Below are 17,898 nucleotides of genomic sequence, written 5' to 3'. Positions count from 1 at the left end.
AGCGTACGCGGCGCCGCGCAGGCGGTCGTGACGACCCCGGCGGCACCGCAGATGCCCGCACCGCGCAACAGGGCTCGGCGGGACAGCACGGCAGTGATCAGTCGGTGAGGTCGTGGCGGATATTCAGGTAGTGCAGCTGGGCCCGCACGCTGTGCTCGACCGCCCAGCGCCGGTCAGCTGCGAGCGAGCCGTAGACCGCGCGAGCGACCTCGTCGACACCGTGCGCGCCCGCGTCGACCGCGGCACGGACCTCCTCGAGCCGCTTCCACCGGTGCGCCTTGAGATCGGCGAGGACTGGCTGAGGGTCGTCGATGACGGGACCGTGGCCCGGGCCGATCCGGTCGAACGAGCCGAGATCGGCCAGCGTGCTCAGCTGGTCGAGGGTGCGCAGGTAGTCGCCGAGGTCGCCGTCTCCGTTGATGCCGATGGCGGTGGTGCCGCGGCCGATGACGGTGTCGCCGGTGAGCAGCAGCCGGTCCTCGGGCACCATGACGGACACGGAGTCGGCGGTGTGGCCGGGCGTGGCGAGGACCTGCAGCACGAGCCCGCCGATCTCGAGCCGCTCGCCGTCGCCGAACGGGCGGCCCTCGCCGGCCCCGCGGACCGGTGCGCCGGTGGCGGCCGCGAGGGCGGGGACGCCGTCGGTGTGGTCCCGGTGATGGTGGGTCAGCAGGATCTGGGCCACGCGGCCGCCATCGGCGCCCGCCGTCTCGAGCACCGCGGCCAGGTGCGCGTCGTCGTCCGGACCGGGGTCGACCACGACCGCCTCCGGGGCGCCCGGCTCACGCAGCACCCAGGTGTTCGTCCCCTCGAGAGTCATCACGCCCGGGTTGGGCGCGAGGACGCAGGTGGCGCGCTCGCTCGTGCGGCCGCCGGTCCACGGCGGGGTCACTCGACCACCACCTCCACCCGGTGCAGGCCGGTGGCGCCGTCGGGCACCACGCCCTGGATCTCCTCGGTCTGCACCTCGCCGTCGTGGCCGGTGGCCCGGACCTCGAGACTGTGGTCGCCGGCGGGTGCGTCCCACCGGTAGACCCACTGGCGCCACGTGTCCACCGACAGCTCGTCCGCGAGCTCGGCGGCCTGCCAGGGCCCGCCGTCGATCCGGACGTCGACCGCCGCGATGCCGGTGTGCTGGGCCCAGGCGACGCCCGCGACGACAACCTCGCCGGCGGTGAGGGTGCGGGCACCGCGAGGCACGTCGATGCGGGAGGAGATCTTCACGGGGCCGCGCGGGGACCAGCCGCGGTCGGTCCAGTAGGCGGTCCGGTCGGCGAAGCGGGTGACCTCCAGCTCGGCGAGCCACTTGGTGGCCGAGACGTAGCCGTACAGGCCGGGCACGACGACGCGGACCGGGTAGCCGTGCTCGGGCGGCAGCTCGGTGCCGTTCATGCCGACGGCGAGCAGCGCGTCGCGATCGTCGGTGAGCACCTCCAGCGGGGTGGAGGCGGAGAACCCGTCGACGCTGCGCGAGAGCACCATGTCCGCATCGTCGCGCACACCGGCGCGTTCGAGCACGGTACGCACCGGCAGGCCCAGCCATCGGGCGTTCCCGATGAGGCTGCCGCCCACCTCGTTGGAGACGCAGCACAGCGTGATCCAGGCCTCGACGAGGTCCTCGGCCAGCAGCTCGTCCAGGGTGAGGACCACCTCACGCTCGACGAGGCCGTGGACGCGCAGGGTCCAGCTCTCGGGGTCGACCTGCGGGACGACGAAGGCGGTGTCGATGCGGTAGAAGTCCGCGTTCGGTGTGCGCCACGGCGTCAGGCCCGGGACGTCCAGCGTCGCGGACGGCGGGACCCGTGGTGCTGGCGAGGCGGGCACGGGCAGGTCCAGCGGCGCCGCGCCGGCGGTTGGGGTGCCGCCGGCGAACCGGGTGACCGAGCCGCCCACCACGGCGAGACCGCCGACCGCGCCGGCGCCGAGGAGAAGCCGGCGCCGGTCGAGGACCTTGCGGTCCGCCATCGCCCGGGCGGGGTCCAGCGGTGCGGGTCTGAGGAGGCCGACGAGCGCGAGCGCCCCGGCGAGCCCGGAGACCAGCACCGGCCACGTGGCGAGCGCTCCGCCGTCGGGCCGCACGAGCGTGGCGACCGCGGCGACGACGGCGAGGACGGCCAGCAGGACGGCTCCCCGGACGGTGCGGGCCCGTTCCGCCAGGCCCGCCGCGACGGCGAGGCCCGCCATGACGACCACGATCCCGACGCCGAGCGCGACCTTGTCGGCCGTGCCGAACAGGGCGATGGCCAGGTCCTTCAGCCAGGCCGGCGTGGCGTCGATGAAGGCCTCCGCGACGGCCTCGACGGGGCCCGGTCCGGTGCCGGCGAGCCGGGTCAACAGCTCCGCGAGCCCCACCGACCCACCCGTCACGCCGAGGCCGGCGAGCGCCGCGGACGCGCGTGTGGTGGCCATGGTCCCTCCCTGCGTGCGACGACGGTTCTTTTGGAGGAGGTACGGGCGGGGTGGCCCGTCCGGATGTCCTCGCGCGTGCACGCGCCTCGAGCGTAGGCCGCTCCGTGCCGGCGCACGTGCCCGATCGGCGGTGTGCTCCGATCGCGGCGGTCTGCTCACACCCGGGCGAGGACGGCCCGCAGCGGCGCCGGTGCCCGGTCCGGTCCGGCGGCCTTGACGAGCCGCTGCGCGTAGAGCGCCTTCCGTCCGCTGGTGGTGCCGAGGAAGCGGCGGAGCTGGTGCGCGACCGGCTCCCGCCGGTGCGCCGGCTGGCGCTGGAAGCGGCGGAACCGGCTGAGGTCGCCGTGCTCCTCCAGCACGGCGAGCACGCCGGCCGGCCCGAGCGCACGGATGAGCTCGTCCTCGAGGTCGACCACGCAGACCGAGAAGCCGGCCCGTTCGGTCTCCTCGCGGCTGGTCACCTCGGCGATGCCGGCGGCCGCGAGACCACGCCGCACGAACGGTTCCTCGCGGGTGTCGCACAAGCCGACCACGTGCAGGCCCAGGCCCGGCGGACCGAACCGCTGGAGGTACTTCGCCACGCTCGTCGCACCGCCCATCGGCACGACCGCGACGCGCTCTCCGGCCAGGTCCCGGCCCTGCAGCTCGGCGAGCGTGCGCAGGGCGGTCGCGTCGGAGGTGCCTTCGACGAGCACGACCGAGCTCGCGCCGTCGACCGGTACGGCCGGCGGCGGAACGGGGGCGGGTGTGGCGTCCACGGCGTGTCCGACGATACGGCGAGACGCGACGAGGGTGCCGGGACCGGGCGTTTCGTGTCCGGTCCCGGCACCCTCGAGCGGGCGGCTCAGCGGTCCGTGAGACCGCGAAGACCCGTCATGCGGCGGCGGTACTCCTCCTCGTCGATCTCGCCCGCGGCGTACCGCTCGGCGAGGCGTGCCTCTCCGGCGCGCAGGCCCGCGAGGCGGTGCCGTCGGCGGGCGGTCAGGACGATCGCGGTGATGCCGCCGGCGAGCAGGAGGAACCAGGCGATCGGGAAGGCGATCCACCAGCCCGGGCCGCCGCCGGCACCGTGGTGGCCCCAGCCCTCGGCGAGGAGCGGGACGGTCTGCAGGAACGTGGTCATGATCGATCTCCTCTCGGGCCCGGACCGGTGTCCGGGCGTGGTTCCAGGCTGGTCGGCGACGGGCGCGCCGTCGTCAGCGGGGTGTTGGTCCTCGGTGACGTGGGACGGCGTACGGCGGCCGCCGTCGCGTACGACGGCCGACGTAGCGGGGGCGAGGTCTACGGTGTGCTCATGGATACCGAGGTCCTCGTCACCGGCGCCGGACCGACAGGGCTGATGCTCGCGTGCTGGCTCGCCCGCCTCGGCGTGGACCACGAGGTCGTCGACCACCAGGACGGACCGACACGGGAGTCGCGTGCGCTCGCCGTCCAGGCCCGCTCGATGGAGATCTACGACCAGCTCGGGATGGTCGACGCCGTCCGCGACCGGGCCACGTGGGCACCGCGGCTGCGGCCCGGGTGGCAGTCGCGGCCGGCACCCGGCGCCATCCCGCTCGGACGGCTCGCGACCCGCGGCACCCCGTACCCGGGCATCCACCTGCTGGAGCAGTCGGTCAACGAGCGGCTCCTGGCGGAGCACCTCGGGCGTCTCGGCGGGCGGGTCTCGTGGCAGCACCGGCTGGTGGACCTGACCGATCACGGGGACCACGTCGAGGCCGAGCTCGACGGGCCGGGCGGACGGCGGACGGTCACCGCCCGGTGGTGCGTCGGGGCGGACGGTGCCTCCTCCGCGGTCCGTGCCGCAGCCGGCATCTCCTTCGAGGGGATGACCAACCCGCAGACGTTCTGGCTCGCCGACGCGCACGGTGTGCGCGGGGTGAGCGAGGCGGCCGTGAACGTCCGGCTCGGACCGGACTCGTTCCTGCTGACGTTCCCGATGGGCGAGCCCGGCCATCACCGGGTGATCGGCGTCGTGCCCGATCCGGAGGAGGTGCCCGAGCAGGAGACGCTCCGCGCTGAGGTGGCACGCGACTTCGGCGTCGAGTTCGACCACTCCACCTGGTTCACCACCTACCGCGTGCACCACCGGGTGGCGTCACGGTTCCGCTCCGGCCGTGTGCTGCTGGCGGGCGACGCCGGCCACATCCACTCACCCGTGGGCGGCCAGGGCATGAACACCGGCCTGCAGGACGCCCACAACCTCGCGTTCAAGCTGGCGGACGTCTCCGCGGGCCGGGCGGACGAGAGGCTGCTGGACCGGTACGCCGAGGAGCGGATGCCGGTCGCCCGCCGCCTGGTGAGCACCACGGACCGACTCTTCGCCGCGGTCACGGACCCATCGCCGAGGGCCGTGCGGCTGCGCCGCCTGCTCGTGCCGCTGCTGGCTCCGGCGGTGGCCACCGTGCTGCCGCGGCTTCCGGTCGCACAGCGGCTGGCCCAGTACGTCGGCCAGATCCGTATCCACTACTGGATGAGCGCCGCCGAGCGCGCCCGCGGACGCCGCGACCCGGTGGTCGGACGCCGGCTGCCGTGGACCGGCGCCAACCACGCGAGCCTCGCGGCGGCGACGTGGCAGGTCCATGCATACGGGCCGCAGCTGCCGCCGCTCGCCGGGCTGCCTGCCCTGGTGGCCCGGACGCACCGGTTCGACCCGCGCGAGGACCTCGGCCTGACGCCGGGGAGGTGGCTGCTGGTGCGCCCCGACGGCTTCGTCGCGGCCGCCGCGGCACCGCGGGACGCCGCAGCCACGTTCACGTCGCTGCTCCGGGCACACGGCTACCACGGCGCAGCGGTCGAGCCGCACAGGTGATGAGTACGCCCGGTGACGTACGCGCAGGGCCGCCGTGCGACGGAGGCGCCGAGGCGTCCTGGGCGACACAGTGGTGCCCGTGAGGAACGCAGCCGCGCGTCGGTGGGGCGCCGCAGACGTGGTGCCCGCGCTCGTGCTGCTGGGCACGGTGCCGATGACGGTCGCGGCCGGCCGCTGGGCGCACATGCCGCACCGTGCGGTCGACTGGCTCGCGCTCGTGCTGGTCGGGGCCTGCCCGCTGGCGCTGCTGTGGCGCCGTCGCCGACCACGGCTGGTGCTCGCCGTCGTGGCGGTGCTGGTGGGGACATACCTCGTCGTGGGGTACACCTACGGCCCTGTACTCGTCAGCTACGCCGTCGCGGTGTACTCGGTGGCCCGGCACGTCCCGCCGCGCGGGGCCCTGCCGTGGGTGGCGCTGTCCGCCGTCGTGCTCGTGGCGCACGTGCTCACCGACGGCCGGACGGTCACGGGTGTGCTCCCGGGCTCTGCCTGGGCGGTGGTGCCGTTCGCGATCGGGGCGGCGGTCCGCAACTCGGCCGAGGCGGCGGACCGGGCACGCGCCGACGCCGTCCGCCAGGGGGTGGACGCGGAGCGTCTGCGGGTGGCGCAGGAGGTGCACGACGTCGTGGGTCACGGCCTGGCGGCGATCAAGATGCAGGCGGACGTGGCCCTGCACCTGGACGACCCCGCCCAGGCGCGGCGGGCGTTGCACGCCATCAGCGACACCAGCGGTGAGGCGTTGCGGGACCTGCGCGGGACGCTCGCGGCGGTGCAGGGCGGTGGGGCACCACGCGAGCCGGGGCCGGGCCTGGACCGGCTGGCGGACCTGACGGCCCGGATGGAGGCGTCGGGCATGTCGGTGACGCTGACCTGGCCGGAGCGCGGCCGGCCCGTCCCCGCCGCGGTCGACGTCGTCGCCTACCGGGTGGTGCAGGAGTCGCTGACGAACGTCCTCAAGCACGCCGCGGAACGCCGCGCCCGCGTGACGATCGAGCACCGCGACGGCAACCTGCTGGTGCGGGTGACCAGTCCCCTGCCGCCGGACGGGCCTCCAGCGGTCGCCGGCGGACTCGGTATCCCGGGCATGCGGGAGCGCGTGACCGCCCTGGGCGGCGCGTTCCGGGCCGGACCGGCGCACGGGTCGTTCGAGGTCGAGGCGGTCATTCCATTGGGAGAGCAGCTGTGACCGGGCGAGCAGACACGACCGCGACGGATCCGTCCTCGGGCCGGGCACCGATCACCGTGCTGGTCGCGGACGACCAAGACCTCGTGCGCGTCGGCCTGCGGGCGCTGGTCGACAGCGAGCCGGACCTCGTGATGGTGGGCGAGGCCCGGGATGGCCTGGCCGCCGTGGCCGAGGCGGTACGGCTCAAGCCCGACGTGGTGCTCATGGACATCCGGATGCCGGGGATCGACGGGCTCGAGGCGACCCGGCGGATCTGCGCGGACGAGGACCTCGCCGGTACCCGCGTGGTGGTGCTGACGACCTTCGAGATCGACGAGTACGTGTTCGAGTCGCTGCGGCACGGCGCGAGCGGGTTCCTGCTGAAGGACACCTCACCGCCGGACCTGCTGCGCGCCATCCGGCTCGTCGCGGCCGGGGACGCGCTGCTCTCTCCGTCGGTCACCCGCCGGGTGGTGGAGGAGTTCGCGGCCCGCGCCGGCCGGACGACGACGCCGCACCCGTACCTGCACACGCTCACCGACCGGGAGCGCGAGGTGGTCGCGCTGGTGGCGCAGGGGCTGAGCAACCAGGAGATCGCCGAGCAGCTGTTCGTCTCCCCCGCGACCGCCCGCACGCACGTCTCGCGCGCGATGATCAAGCTCGGGGCGCGCGACCGGGCACAGCTCGTGGTCTTCGCCTACCAGTCGGGGTTGGCGGGCTGATCCGGGCGCCACGGTCCACGGGTCCCTGTCTGCCGCGCTACGGGTCCCTGCCTGCCGCGCCCGTCGGCGAGGGGAGGATCCGGCCGTGCTCAACGGCCGTCTCCCCCCTCGTGGTCGAGCTGCCCCAGCCAGTGGGGGCTGTGCATGAGGCCGAGGGCGTTCCCGAACGGGTCTGCCACGACGGCGGTGACGAATCCGGCCTCACGCTCCACCAGAGGCTCGACCTCGGTGCCGCCCAGCTCCAGGATGCGATCGCGCGTGGCCGCGACGTCGTCGACGTGCCAGTAGGTGGTCTCGCGGCCGACCCCTCGGTCCGCCCGCGACGGCGGCATGTAGCGGGTGTCGATGAGGCCGAGCTCGTCCTCGTGGTCACCGATCCGGAACTCGGCGTAGGCGGGCTCCTCCGGCGACGGGCGGATGAAGTACGGCTCGACGCCGAGCAGCTCGCGGTACCAGGCCACGGCCGCCGGGACGTCGGGGACGTAGCAGGTGTGGGTGGTCAGTCCTCGTAACATGACGCCTCCTCGTGCGGCTCTGCGGTTCTGACCCACTCTTCCGTGTCACGCCATCCGGCACGCCCGCTTTGCCACGGAACCTCGCGGCAACCGGGCCGCTGCGCATCGTTCCCGGCCACACCCGCTGCACGTGTCGGCTCAGACCGGCGCCCAGCTCCGCATGTCCTGGCTCGAACCCACGCGCAGCTCAGACCCATGACGTGGCATCGGGTCGGCGAGCGGGCGTCACACGAGCCGTAGTGGTGCCACCCGGCTGCCGTCGGGCCTGGTGAAGACCCACGTCCCGTGGTCGCGTCTGATGGTGAGGTGGTGCTGGTGGATCTGGTCGTGGTGGTGCCAGCAGACCAGGACCCCGTTCGCGGTGCTCGTGCCGCCGCCGTGCTCGTACCACCACAGGCAGTGGTGGATCTCGCCCTCCCCCGGAGGGGCGTGACAGCCGGGGTACTGGCAATGTCGGTCTCGCGCGACGATCGCGCGGGTCTGTCCCGCGGTGAAGAGCCGTTCCTCCCGGCCACTGTCCAGGACCTCACCGTCCGGGCCGAAGATCACCCGGTGCAGGCCCGAGGAGCACGCCAGCCGAGCCAGCTGGCCCGGTGCCAGCGGGCTACCGTCGGGCAGCGTCGCCGGCTCGACCCCCACCATGACGGCCGGGTCGAGCGCGGCGGTGATCACGGTCCCGCCAGCATCCCCGCCGTCGCCGGTCGCGTCGCTCGTGGGCTTCGAGGCTTGGACGAGCCTGGTGAGGGTCTCGTAGGGCACGTGCACGGCCAGGTGTGGCCGGACCCGCGCCCCAGGCTTCAGGACACCGGAGTCCAGGCCCAGCCGTGCCAACCCGACCAGGGCGTCCGCGCGCCGCTGTGCCGGCGTGCGGTCGTCGCCCGCGGCCGGGACGCCGGTGCGGGCCTCCAGCGCCTCGGCCAGCACCTGGCCGGACTCGGTGGAGAGCCAGCCCTGCAGGTGGTACCCGTCCAGGGTGGGGGCGAGGGTGACCTCCTCGCGCCCGGACTCCTCACGCCAGGCCCGCTCGGCCATGTCGGGGTCGGCCGCCGTGGCCCAGCGCCTGACCAACGTGTTGAACCGGCCGGCGTCCAGGATTCCGGCGTGCTCCAGCAGGAAGCTCTCGCCGTGCCGCTCGTCGGTGAGCCGGGCACGGGTGGCATCGGACTTCACCGCGTGCCGGGCCATCGCCTCGGCATGCCCGGTGGTGATCGTTCCGGCCTCCAGCGCCTCGGCTGTGGCGCGCAGGTGGTCCCGCAGCCGCCTCGCCGTGCGGGTCCGGCTGCGGGCGGTGCCGATGTATCGACCGGTCCGAGCCGCGTACCAGGCGGGGAACGACCGGGCACCGCTCGTGGCCCACATCCCGTCGGTCTCGGCGGCCACCAGGGCCCGCATCGTCACCGCATCGAGCCGCCGCTCGACCCGCTCCAAGCCATCCAGCGTCTCCAACAGCTCCCGGGAACCGAGGCCCTGCAGATCCGTGTCCGTCAGCGAGGCCAACACCCGCTCGGCCAGGGCGACCCGGTCCGCCACCGACAACGCGTCGAGATCGCTGTCCAGACCCATCATCGTCGCGGTGGTCAACGGACCCTCCCTCGCTCCTTCGCGCGGCTCCTCCGCCGCTGTCTCGACCGTCCTCGGTCGCTGTCCTCATCGACCTTCGCCCATTCTTTCGTACGCCTGTTCGACAGTCAAGGTTTTTGGCGTCATTCCAACGAAAATGTGGACACCATGTCACTTCGGACGCGCCTGTGGACAAGCCGGCATGTCCGCCCCCGGCGCCGCCGCACCCGATCAGCCCGTGCGCTCCCCCAGCTCCACCTCGCGCAACGGGTCACCGCCGTCGATGAAGAGCCGACCCGAGGGCGTCAGTGCCGCCCGGATCCGCCCCCTGGCCCTCTCGCCCGCGCGAGGGTGGCGCCCGTCAAGCGCCCCGACCCGGACGGCGAAGGCCAGGTCGTACGGGGCCTCACCGGGCAACAGCTCGAAGTCCTCGGCTGCCACGCACCGCACGCCCATCCGGCCGGCACGGATCTCGTCGGCGGCGTGCTGCTCCGTCAGCGCGATGCCCTTGGCCGAGCGGTCGACCACCAGGACGTGACCGCGCTCGCCGATGCGCGTCGCGACCTCACGCGCCGCCGCACCGGGCGCGCCACCGATCTCGAGCACGCGCATCCCCGGCCGCAACGGCAACGCGTCGACGACCGCCCGCAGGCGCGGCGAGAGCACCATGCTCCGTACCCAACCACGGTCTGGCCGCGTACGTGGCCGCTCCGGCCCGAGCTCAGCCCCTGTTCCTGGCCAGGGCCTCGACCACCCGGGTCACCGAGCCACCCAGGTTCCACCGCTCGGCGAGCGCGGTCAGCGCGTCCGGGTCGGCCGGGGCGGCGGGGACGGCGTCCGAGACCTCGCCGACGGGCGCGTCCCGGACCACCCGCACCACCCCGGGGGCAACGGCGAGGTAGTCGCGGGCCGCGGCGAACTTCGCCTGGTGACCAGCGCTGACCTGTCCAGCCTCGACGGCAGCCAGCACCCCGTCGAGATCCCCGAACTTCGCCAGCAGCGAGGAGGCCGTCTTCTCCCCCACCCCGGGCACGCCCGGCAGCCCGTCGCTCGGGTCACCCCGCAGCGTCGCCATGTCGGCGTAGGCCTGCCCGGAGGCGACGCCGTACTTCTCCCGCAGCAGCGCCTGGTCGGTGACCTGGAGGTTCTTCAGGCCGCGGATCGTGTAGAGCACGGTGACGCCGGCGGCGTCGTCGACGAGCTGGAAGAGGTCGCGATCCCCCGTGACGACCTCGACGGGCGTACCCGACCCGCCGTCCGTCTCGCGAGCCACGAGGGTGCCGATGACGTCGTCGGCCTCGTGGCCCGCGGCGCCGACGCGTGCGATCCCCAGCGCGGCCAGCGCCTCGACGATCAGCGGCACCTGCGGCGTCAGCGCCTCCGGGACCGTCTCGGTGACGCCGTCCTCGGAGAGCCGGTGCTCCTTGTAGGACGGGATGGCCGCGACCCGGAAGGCGGGACGCCAGTCCTCGTCCCAGCAGGCGACGATCCGGGCGGGCCGGCGGTCGGTCACGAGCTGCGCGATCATGTCGAGGAACCCGCGCACCGCGTTCACGGGCGTGCCGTCGGGCGCCGTGATCGAGTCCGGGACGCCGTAGAAGGCACGGAAGTAGAGACTCGCAGAGTCCAGGAGCAGCAGCGGCCGGGTTGTCATGCGCACAGCATGCCGCACGGCGCTCACATCCCCGGCGACTCGACTCACATCGCGCGCGAGAGCGACCGACGCAGCGTGATGCCCCCGACGACGAGCAGCACCGCCGCCATCCCGGCCAGCACCCCGAGCTCGGGCAGGATCTCGACGAGCCCCGCGTCGTGACGCTGGATCGCCGCGAACGCCTCGTACGCCCAGGCGTGCGGGGTCAGGTGGGCGGCCGTCTGCAGGGTGTCCGGGAAGAGCTCGAGCGGCACCATGCAGCCACCCAGCGCGGCGAGCACGAGCCCGAGCCCGACTCCGGCGCCGGAGGCCGCGCCCTCGTTGTCCATCACGGAGCCCAGGACCATGCCCGCTCCCGCGGAGACGCAGCCGAAGATCAGCAGCACCAGCAGCGAGAGCCACACGTTGCCCCAGCTCACACCGAAGAACAGCCCGGTGGCCGCCATGATGTAGCCGCCCTGGAACAGGGCGATGACGAGCCGGCCCAGCGCCTGCCCGCCGAGCACCCGCCCGGCGGAGACCGGCGCGGCCATGGTCCGGCGCACCACGCCGAGCCGCCGGGACTCGATGAGGGTCGCGGAGCCGGCGAGCGACATGAGGAAGACGAACAGCAGCAGCTGCGAGCCGGCGCCGACGTCGAACTGCCCGATCCCGGCGAACGCCTGCGCGATCTGTGAGGTGTCGACCACCTCGACCTGCGCGGACCCCACCGACGACTCCGCACTCTGGAGCGCCCGGCGGGCGGCGTCCTCGCCCGCTCCCGCGGAGGTCAGTGCGAGGACCTGCCCGTGGGCGAGCGCCACGTCCTGCACGGCCGCGCGCACCACCTGGACGGCGGACGCCGAGGAGGCCTCGCTGCTCGCGAAGGCCTCCAGCTCCACCGGATCGCCGGCCTGGTAGGCCTCGTCGTCGCCGCCGTCGACGACGACGCCCACGTCGGCACGGCCGCGCGCCACCTGCTCGAGCATGCCGGCCTCGTCCGCGCCCGCCACCGTGACGCCGTCGTCGGAGAGCCGCTCCTCGACGGCAGCGCGCAGCTCGCCGTGCGGGCCGACGAGGACCACGCGTCCCGACGAGGCGGCGTCGCCGAACTGTGCCCCGATGACCAGGACGAGCAGCAGCGGGAAGATGAAGACGAAGAAGATGTTGGAACGGTCCTTGAGGAACCGGCGCAGCTCCGTCAGCGCGATGGTCAGCGATGCCCTCACAGCACGCCTCCCCGGTCGGGCACGACGCGGGAGAGCAGCAGGCAGACGACGGCGAATCCGAGCATGACGAGGATCGGTCCCCCGACGTCGCCGAGCCCGCCGCCGCCGTGGGAGATCCCGAGGCCGCGGGTGAACGCCGCCACCGGGTTGAGGTCGAGGACGGTGCCCAGCGCGCCCGAGGCGCTGATCGGGAAGAACGACCCGCCCGCCGTTCCGAGACCGATGGCGAGGATCGACTGGACGATGTTCGCCTGCTCCTCCGTGCGGGCCAGCCGCACGATGATGAACATCAGCGACGTCGCGGCGATCACGACGCAGAGCACGAGCACCGCCACGACGAGCGGCGAGCCGAAGTCCGCACCGAACAGCAGGGCGCCCACGCCGAGCAGCACGCCGGTGGCGACCACACCGAGCAGCAGGCTGACCAGTGCCTTGGACAGCACCACCAGACCGGGCCGGACCGGGGTGGACCACAGCCGCGCGAGGGTGCCCTGCTTCCGTTCGGTCAGCATGCCCAGCACGCCGAACCCGACGGTGAAGAGCAGGAAGAGGCCCGCCTGGCCGGCCACGAGCGCCGCGCCGGTGTCGAGCTGCTGGTCCGGCGCCTCGCCCTCGACGACCGTCATCGTGGACGTCGCCGCGGCCACCTGCTCGGAGATCGACCCGAGCTCCGCCTGTGTCAGTCCCAGCTCGCCGCCCGCGGCGGCTGCGACCACCCCGGCCCGGTACTGGTCCAGCACGGACCGGGTGACGGACTGCAGGACGTCGACCTCGACGCCGGCGTCGTCACCCTCGACCATCTCGACGGTGGCGTCCCGCCCCGCCTCCAGGTCCGCGCTGATCCCGCCGGGGACCACGACGGCGAGGTGGGCCTCGCCGTCGTCGACCATGCCGCGCGCCTCCCGGGCGCCCACCTGCTCGACCGTGACGTCCATGCCGTCCATCTGGCCGTAGGTGGTCAGCAGGACCTCGCCGAGCATGTCATCGGCCGGGGTGGAGGCGGCGACCGTGACCGGCTCCAGCTCGAGGTCCTCCACGCCGCCGAAGACGAGGTTGAGGACCGAGATGAGGGCGAGCGGGACCACGAGCGCGAAGATGAGCACGGAGCGGTCACGCAGGCGCTGACGCAGGTCCGCGCGCGTGAGGGTCCACAGGTTTCGCATCGGTCTCAGTCCCGCAGCGCCTTGCCGGTCAGGTGCAGGAACACCGACTCCAGGTTCGGCCGGCTGATCTCGACGTCGCTGAGGCTCATGCCGGCGCCGGTCGCACCCGTGACGAGCGAGGCGACGGCCGAGGACGCGTCCCGCACGGTGAGCAGCAGGACCTGGCCGTCGGCGTCGACCCGCTCGACGGCGCGCAGGTCACCGAGAGCCGCCGCTGCGGCATCCACGTCGCCGCTCCCGGTGAGGCGGACGTGGTCGATGCCGCCGGTGAGCCGGACCAGCTCGTCCCGGGTCCCCTCGGCCTGGATCCGGCCGGAGTCGATGATGGCGATGCGGTCGCAGAGCCGCTCGGCCTCCTCCATGTAGTGCGTCGTGTACAGCACGGCCATGCCCTCGACGGAGAGCGCCTCGACCGAGGTGAGGATGGCGTTGCGGGACTGCGGGTCCACCCCGACGGTCGGCTCGTCGAGGATGAGCAGCGCCGGCCGGTGCAGCAGCCCGACGCCGATGTTGAGGCGGCGCTTCATGCCGCCGGAGAACTCCTTGGTGGCGCCGTCGGCCCGCTCGTCGAGACCGACGAGCTCGAGCACCTCGCCGACGCGCCGGGTCAGGTCCCGCCGCTCCAGACCCTGCAGCCTGCCGAAGAACGTGAGGTTCTCGCGGGCGGTGAGCTCCGGGTAGATCGCGAGGTCCTGCGGGACCAGCCCGATGTGCCGGCGCACGGCGATCTTGTCCGGCCCCACGGCCTCGCCCATGACGCGGACGGTCCCCGCATCCGCCCGGACGAGCCCGGCGACCATCGAGATCGTGGTGGTCTTGCCGGCGCCGTTCGGGCCGAGCAGGCCGTACGTCTCGCCCGGTGCGACACGGAAGGAGACGCCGTCGACCGCGGTGAGCTTGCCGAAGCGGCGTACGACGCCGTCCACCACCAGGACGTCGGACGACGCCGGACCTGCGGTCATGACACTCCTCAGTCGGGACGGGACCGTCACCAGGATGCCGTCCGTGCTGGTGGGCGCCCGTGGGACCGGGTTGCAATTCGGAAACGGTTCGCTGAACGTGCCCTGGTCAGTCCTTGCGGGCCACCACCGAGAACGCGACGGGCAGCCGGTCCCGCTGCCCGGGCGGCAGCTCCCACCCTCCGCCGTCGGCCGGCCGCATCTGCGGCAGCGCGGGCCACGGCAGGGTGCGGTGCTCCTCGAGGCCGGTCAGGCGCAGCCCGGCGTCCAGGAGCGCCCCGACCACCTCGGAGACCGGGTGCGGCCACTCGTAGTTCCGGGTGCTCTCGATCCGGGAGTGGTCACCGTCGGTGTAGGTGAGGGCCTCGTCGTAGGTCTGTGCCCAGCTGTCCCCGAAGTACCGGTAGGCCACGACCAGCTCGCCGTCGCCGTCCTCACCGGTACCGCGGGTGTCGTCCATGGTGGTGAGGAACGGGTGCTGGTCGCGCAGGTAGAACACTCCCCCGGGCCGCAGCAGGGCGGCGACGGTCCGGCCCCAGGCCGCCAGGTCGGGGATCCAGGGCAGGACGCCGATCGAGGTGTACACGACGTCGAACGTCTCGCCCACCACCGCGGCGGCCGCGGTCACCTCGGCCTCGACGTACCGGATCTCGGTGCCGGTCCGGGCCGCGAGCTCGCGGGCGGCGGCGAGGGACCCGGGTGAGAGGTCCACGCCGGTCATCCGGGCTCCGTGCCGGGCCAGCGAGAGCGTGTCGGTGCCGATGTGGCACTGCAGGTGCACGACGTCGAGCCCGGTGAGGTCGGTGCCGTTCGGCAGGTGCGGCGCCAGCAGGCGCAGGTCCTCGGCCGCGACGCCGGAGACGTGGTCCGGGTCGGTGAGATAGTCCTCGACGCCGTAGTCCCGGCTCGCCACGTGCACGACGGCGCGGTCGTCCCAGTTGGCGCGGTTCGCCGCGATCGCCTCCGCGTGATCGACCTTGACCGGCTGCATCGGTTCGAAGTCCTGGGCCACGAGCGGCGACGCTAGCCGGGCATCGCCGTCGCGGGCGACGGATTATCGGCGCCTCGCGCCCCATCACCCCGCCGCGTCGGCCTCGCTCTCCAGCACTCGCAGCTCACGGGTCTTCTCCAGCATCCGCCGGAGAAGGGTGTTCAGCCTGCCGATCTCCTGGGGCGAGAGGTCCGCCAGGATGATCTCCTGGCCGCGCATCGAGATCGGGAGCATGTCTTCGTGCATCTGGGCGCCGCCCGCGGTCAGGTACATCGGTCGCGAGCCTCGCGGGCCGTCGGAGAGCACCACCAGGCCGCGACCCACCAGGGTGCTGACGCTCTTGGAGACGACCGCCTTGTTGAGGCCGAGGAATCCCGAGACGAACGTGGCGGAGACGCCCGGACGAATGGCGATCGCGGAGATCACCCGCCAGTCGTTCGTTCCGAGCCCGAACCGCCGCCGCAGCTCGTGGGACTCGCGCCAGACGAGCGCGTTCGACAGCAACGCGAGCAGACGCGGGGTGAAGTTCTCCGGATCGATGATCTCGGCGAGGGGCTCCGTGACGGCGCTCTCGGGCGGCGTCTGACCGACCCGATGCTCACCGTTCGTTCCCATGAGGCTCCCGCCTTCAGTCGGCCGCTCGCCGCCGATTCGTCCGTGTCCGAGTCTGTCAGAGGAGCCGTCCTCGGTCCGCCCTCGGCCGCCCTGCGACCCGGGCGGGGCGCCGTCGGCCAGTCGAGTTTACGTACATCCCTGTTTACACGTAAACGCGACGGTGCTAGCGTCGCCGCCGTCGCGTTCCGACGAGGGGACGCGAGGTACGGAAGGGCTCGACGAGGACGCCCCTGACGTCACTCGCCGGCCGCCGCCGTCGGGAGGCTAGATGAGCGAGACGACACTGACCGGTCCGGACCGCAAGACCATCGGGGAGCTCGAGGACCTCGCGTACGAGCTCCGCCAGAAGCTGCTCCACCTGTGCGGGACCTACGAGGGCGCCGTCCACATCGGCGGCGACCTGTCCGTGGCCGACATCCTCACGGTGCTCTTCCACCACGGACTCAGGGTGGACCCGAGCGACATCGCGAACCCGGCCCGAGACCGGTTCGTGCTGAGCAAGGGCCATGCCGCGGTCTGCATGTACATCGCGATGGCGATGCGCGGCTTCTTCACCTACGACGAGATCGTCCGCACCTACGGGCAGCTCGACAGCGCCTACGGGATGCACCCGTGCAAGGTGCAGCTGCCCGGCGTCGAGTGCTCCACGGGCTCTCTCGGCCACGGGCTGCCTCTCGCAGTCGGGATGGCCCTGTCCGCGCGGCACCGCCGCGAGGACCACCGCGTCGTCTGCCTCCTGGGCGACGGCGAGACCGGCGAGGGCTCGGTGTGGGAGGCGGTCATGGCCGCCCGCAGCAACGAGCTCGGCAACCTCGTGGCCTTCGTGGACCGCAACCGCCAGCTCATGACCAGCCACGCCGGGGAACGGGTCGTCTTCGAGCCCTACCCGGAGAAGTGGCGCGCCTTCGACTGGGACGTGGTCGAGGTGGACGGCCACGACATGGGTCAGCTCGTCGCCGCCCTCGACGCCCTGCCTGCTCCCGACAGCCACCGGCCCACGGTGGTGATCTGCGAGACGGTCAAGGGCAAGGGCGTCGACTTCATGGAGCGCAACCTCGCCTGGCACGCAGGCTCCCTCGGCCGGGAAGACCTGCAGAAGGCGCTGCTCGCCCTGGAGACCAGTCGCGGTGCCGCCACCCGGGAGAAGGAGTCCGCCTGATGCCTGTCACGTTCACCTTCGGCGAGATGCTCTCGGCGCGGTCGGTCATCGGCTCGACGCTGGCCGAGCTCGGCGACACCTACGACAACCTGTGGGTGCTCACCCCGGACATCGGCGCCACCCTGGTGGAGTTCCGCGAGAAGTTCCCCGACCGGTTCATCGACGTCGGCCTCGCCGAGCAGGTGTGCGTCGGCATCGCCGCCGGGCTGGCCTACGACGGCAACATCCCCGTGGTGTCCGGCATGCTGCCCTTCCTCAGCATGCGTGCCCTGGAGCAGGTGCGCAGCGACGTCTGCTACCCGAACCTGCCGGTCAAGATCATCGGCACCCACGGGGGCCTGGTCGGCAACGGCGGATCCACCCACTACGCCGTCGAGGACCTCGCCCTCATGTGCGCCCTGACGAACATGACGGTCACCTCGGTCGGCGACCCGCGCATGGTCGGCGAGGTCCTCCGGCAGTCGATGACGATGGAGGGCCCGCTCTACATCCGCCTCGCGGTCGGCAAGCAGGACATGGTGCTCTACGAGGAGGGGCAGCACGAGGTCCGCATCGGCAAGGGCATCGTGGCGCGGGAGGGCACCGACGTCACGATCTTCACCCACGGCACGGTCGTCGCCCAGTCGCTCCAGGCCGCCGAGCAGCTGGCCGGCGAGGGCCTCTCCGTCCGGGTGGTCGACATGTTCACCCTCAAGCCGCTCGACGCGGACCTCGTCGAGCGTTGCGCCGCCGAGACCGACGGGCGGTTCGTCGTCCTGGAGGACCACCTCGCGTACGGCGGCCTCGCCAGCCGGATCTCCGACGTCGTCACCGACCGCGGCCTCCGCCTGACGGCGTTCGAACGGCTCGGCGTCCCGCAGGTCTACGCCGGGTTCGGCGAGGACGAGCAGCTCCGCGACAAGCACGGGTACGGCCTCGAGGCCACCCTGGCCGCGACCCGGCGCGCGGCGGAACGCTGAGGGAGGG

18 protein-coding genes are annotated in these 17,898 nt (G+C 73.1%); 5 read left to right on the top strand and 13 right to left on the bottom strand.

Annotation, left to right across the window (positions count from 1 at the left end):
- Positions 1-97: 97 nt before the first annotated feature.
- From ACFQQL_RS12375 to ACFQQL_RS12360, 4 genes are all read right to left on the bottom strand, one after another.
- Positions 98-892 (bottom strand): MBL fold metallo-hydrolase, encoded by a 795-nt coding sequence (locus tag ACFQQL_RS12375; RefSeq protein WP_382394778.1) that lies wholly within the window; start codon positions 890-892, stop codon positions 98-100.
- Complete coding sequence (locus ACFQQL_RS12370) at positions 889-2,409, bottom strand: molybdopterin-dependent oxidoreductase (RefSeq protein ID WP_382394776.1); 1,521 nt, start codon at positions 2,407-2,409, stop codon at positions 889-891. The genes ACFQQL_RS12375 and ACFQQL_RS12370 overlap by 4 nt, the downstream gene beginning before the upstream one ends.
- Before the next feature lie 155 nt (positions 2,410-2,564).
- Complete coding sequence (locus ACFQQL_RS12365; RefSeq protein ID WP_382394774.1) at positions 2,565-3,167, bottom strand: TOPRIM nucleotidyl transferase/hydrolase domain-containing protein; 603 nt, start codon at positions 3,165-3,167, stop codon at positions 2,565-2,567.
- Positions 3,168-3,253: 86 nt separating this feature from the next.
- Positions 3,254-3,532, bottom strand: a complete 279-nt coding sequence (locus ACFQQL_RS12360; protein WP_382394772.1) for an SHOCT domain-containing protein — start codon at positions 3,530-3,532, stop codon at positions 3,254-3,256.
- A 171-nt stretch (positions 3,533-3,703) separates the two neighbouring features.
- On the opposite strand from ACFQQL_RS12360, the gene ACFQQL_RS12355 reads away from it, so the two are divergent.
- From ACFQQL_RS12355 to ACFQQL_RS12345, 3 genes are all read left to right on the top strand, one after another.
- On the top strand, positions 3,704-5,221 hold the full coding sequence (locus ACFQQL_RS12355) for an FAD-dependent monooxygenase (protein ID WP_382394770.1): 1,518 nt from the start codon (positions 3,704-3,706) through the stop codon (positions 5,219-5,221).
- Between the two features lie 79 nt (positions 5,222-5,300).
- Complete coding sequence (locus ACFQQL_RS12350; protein WP_382394768.1) at positions 5,301-6,407, top strand: sensor histidine kinase; 1,107 nt, start codon at positions 5,301-5,303, stop codon at positions 6,405-6,407.
- Complete coding sequence (locus ACFQQL_RS12345; protein ID WP_382394766.1) at positions 6,404-7,108, top strand: response regulator; 705 nt, start codon at positions 6,404-6,406, stop codon at positions 7,106-7,108. The genes ACFQQL_RS12350 and ACFQQL_RS12345 overlap by 4 nt, the downstream gene beginning before the upstream one ends.
- An 89-nt stretch (positions 7,109-7,197) precedes the next feature.
- On the opposite strand, the gene ACFQQL_RS12340 is transcribed toward ACFQQL_RS12345, so the two are convergent.
- The 9 genes from ACFQQL_RS12340 to ACFQQL_RS12300 form a co-directional block, all read right to left on the bottom strand.
- Complete coding sequence (locus ACFQQL_RS12340) at positions 7,198-7,623, bottom strand: VOC family protein (protein ID WP_382394764.1); 426 nt, start codon at positions 7,621-7,623, stop codon at positions 7,198-7,200.
- 225 nt (positions 7,624-7,848) lie between these two features.
- Complete coding sequence (locus ACFQQL_RS12335; RefSeq protein ID WP_382394762.1) at positions 7,849-9,204, bottom strand: HNH endonuclease; 1,356 nt, start codon at positions 9,202-9,204, stop codon at positions 7,849-7,851.
- A 210-nt stretch (positions 9,205-9,414) separates the two neighbouring features.
- On the bottom strand, positions 9,415-9,852 hold the full coding sequence (locus ACFQQL_RS12330; RefSeq protein ID WP_382394760.1) for an SAM-dependent methyltransferase: 438 nt from the start codon (positions 9,850-9,852) through the stop codon (positions 9,415-9,417).
- Between the two features lie 52 nt (positions 9,853-9,904).
- Positions 9,905-10,837, bottom strand: a complete 933-nt coding sequence (locus tag ACFQQL_RS12325) for a 5'-3' exonuclease (RefSeq protein WP_382394758.1) — start codon at positions 10,835-10,837, stop codon at positions 9,905-9,907.
- A gap of 44 nt (positions 10,838-10,881) precedes the next feature.
- Positions 10,882-12,045, bottom strand: a complete 1,164-nt coding sequence (locus ACFQQL_RS12320; protein ID WP_382394756.1) for an ABC transporter permease — start codon at positions 12,043-12,045, stop codon at positions 10,882-10,884.
- Positions 12,042-13,208, bottom strand: coding sequence for an ABC transporter permease (locus tag ACFQQL_RS12315; RefSeq protein WP_382394754.1), 1,167 nt, complete (start codon positions 13,206-13,208; stop codon positions 12,042-12,044). Before ACFQQL_RS12315 ends, ACFQQL_RS12320 begins: the two co-directional genes overlap by 4 nt.
- Positions 13,209-13,213: 5 nt before the next feature.
- Entirely contained in the window at positions 13,214-14,170 is a 957-nt protein-coding gene (locus ACFQQL_RS12310; protein WP_382394752.1) for an ABC transporter ATP-binding protein, read from the bottom strand.
- 106 nt (positions 14,171-14,276) lie between these two features.
- On the bottom strand, positions 14,277-15,179 hold the full coding sequence (locus ACFQQL_RS12305; protein ID WP_382394750.1) for a class I SAM-dependent methyltransferase: 903 nt from the start codon (positions 15,177-15,179) through the stop codon (positions 14,277-14,279).
- 63 nt (positions 15,180-15,242) lie between these two features.
- Positions 15,243-15,773: a MarR family winged helix-turn-helix transcriptional regulator gene (locus tag ACFQQL_RS12300; RefSeq protein ID WP_382394748.1), complete on the bottom strand. Its 531-nt coding sequence runs from the start codon at positions 15,771-15,773 to the stop codon at positions 15,243-15,245.
- 268 nt (positions 15,774-16,041) lie between these two features.
- On the opposite strand from ACFQQL_RS12300, the gene ACFQQL_RS12295 reads away from it, so the two are divergent.
- Complete coding sequence (locus tag ACFQQL_RS12295) at positions 16,042-16,932, top strand: transketolase (RefSeq protein WP_382394746.1); 891 nt, start codon at positions 16,042-16,044, stop codon at positions 16,930-16,932.
- Positions 16,932-17,891: a transketolase family protein gene (locus ACFQQL_RS12290; RefSeq protein ID WP_382394744.1), complete on the top strand. Its 960-nt coding sequence runs from the start codon at positions 16,932-16,934 to the stop codon at positions 17,889-17,891. Before ACFQQL_RS12295 ends, ACFQQL_RS12290 begins: the two co-directional genes overlap by 1 nt.
- Positions 17,892-17,898 lie beyond the last annotated feature (7 nt).

Source organism: Georgenia alba (assembly GCF_042665525.1).
GTDB classification, from domain to species: Bacteria; Actinomycetota; Actinomycetes; order Actinomycetales; family Actinomycetaceae; genus Allobogoriella; species Allobogoriella alba.
This window is presented reverse-complemented; position numbering and strand designations above follow the sequence as displayed.

Bases quoted from the DNA above. Each gene is read 5' to 3' on its own strand.
- ACFQQL_RS12290 (WP_382394744.1), top strand. From the start codon at position 16,932: ATGCCTGTCACGTTCACCTTCGGCGAGATGCTCTCGGCGCGGTCGGTC.
- ACFQQL_RS12325 (WP_382394758.1), bottom strand. From the start codon at position 10,837: ATGACAACCCGGCCGCTGCTGCTCCTGGACTCTGCGAGTCTCTACTTC.
- ACFQQL_RS12310 (WP_382394752.1), bottom strand. From the start codon at position 14,170: ATGACCGCAGGTCCGGCGTCGTCCGACGTCCTGGTGGTGGACGGCGTC.
- ACFQQL_RS12315 (WP_382394754.1), bottom strand. From the start codon at position 13,208: ATGCGAAACCTGTGGACCCTCACGCGCGCGGACCTGCGTCAGCGCCTG.
- ACFQQL_RS12330 (WP_382394760.1), bottom strand. From the start codon at position 9,852: ATGGTGCTCTCGCCGCGCCTGCGGGCGGTCGTCGACGCGTTGCCGTTG.
- ACFQQL_RS12360 (WP_382394772.1), bottom strand. From the start codon at position 3,532: ATGACCACGTTCCTGCAGACCGTCCCGCTCCTCGCCGAGGGCTGGGGC.
- ACFQQL_RS12370 (WP_382394776.1), bottom strand. From the start codon at position 2,409: ATGGCCACCACACGCGCGTCCGCGGCGCTCGCCGGCCTCGGCGTGACG.
- ACFQQL_RS12340 (WP_382394764.1), bottom strand. From the start codon at position 7,623: ATGTTACGAGGACTGACCACCCACACCTGCTACGTCCCCGACGTCCCG.
- ACFQQL_RS12300 (WP_382394748.1), bottom strand. From the start codon at position 15,773: ATGGGAACGAACGGTGAGCATCGGGTCGGTCAGACGCCGCCCGAGAGC.
- ACFQQL_RS12355 (WP_382394770.1), top strand. From the start codon at position 3,704: ATGGATACCGAGGTCCTCGTCACCGGCGCCGGACCGACAGGGCTGATG.
- ACFQQL_RS12295 (WP_382394746.1), top strand. From the start codon at position 16,042: ATGAGCGAGACGACACTGACCGGTCCGGACCGCAAGACCATCGGGGAG.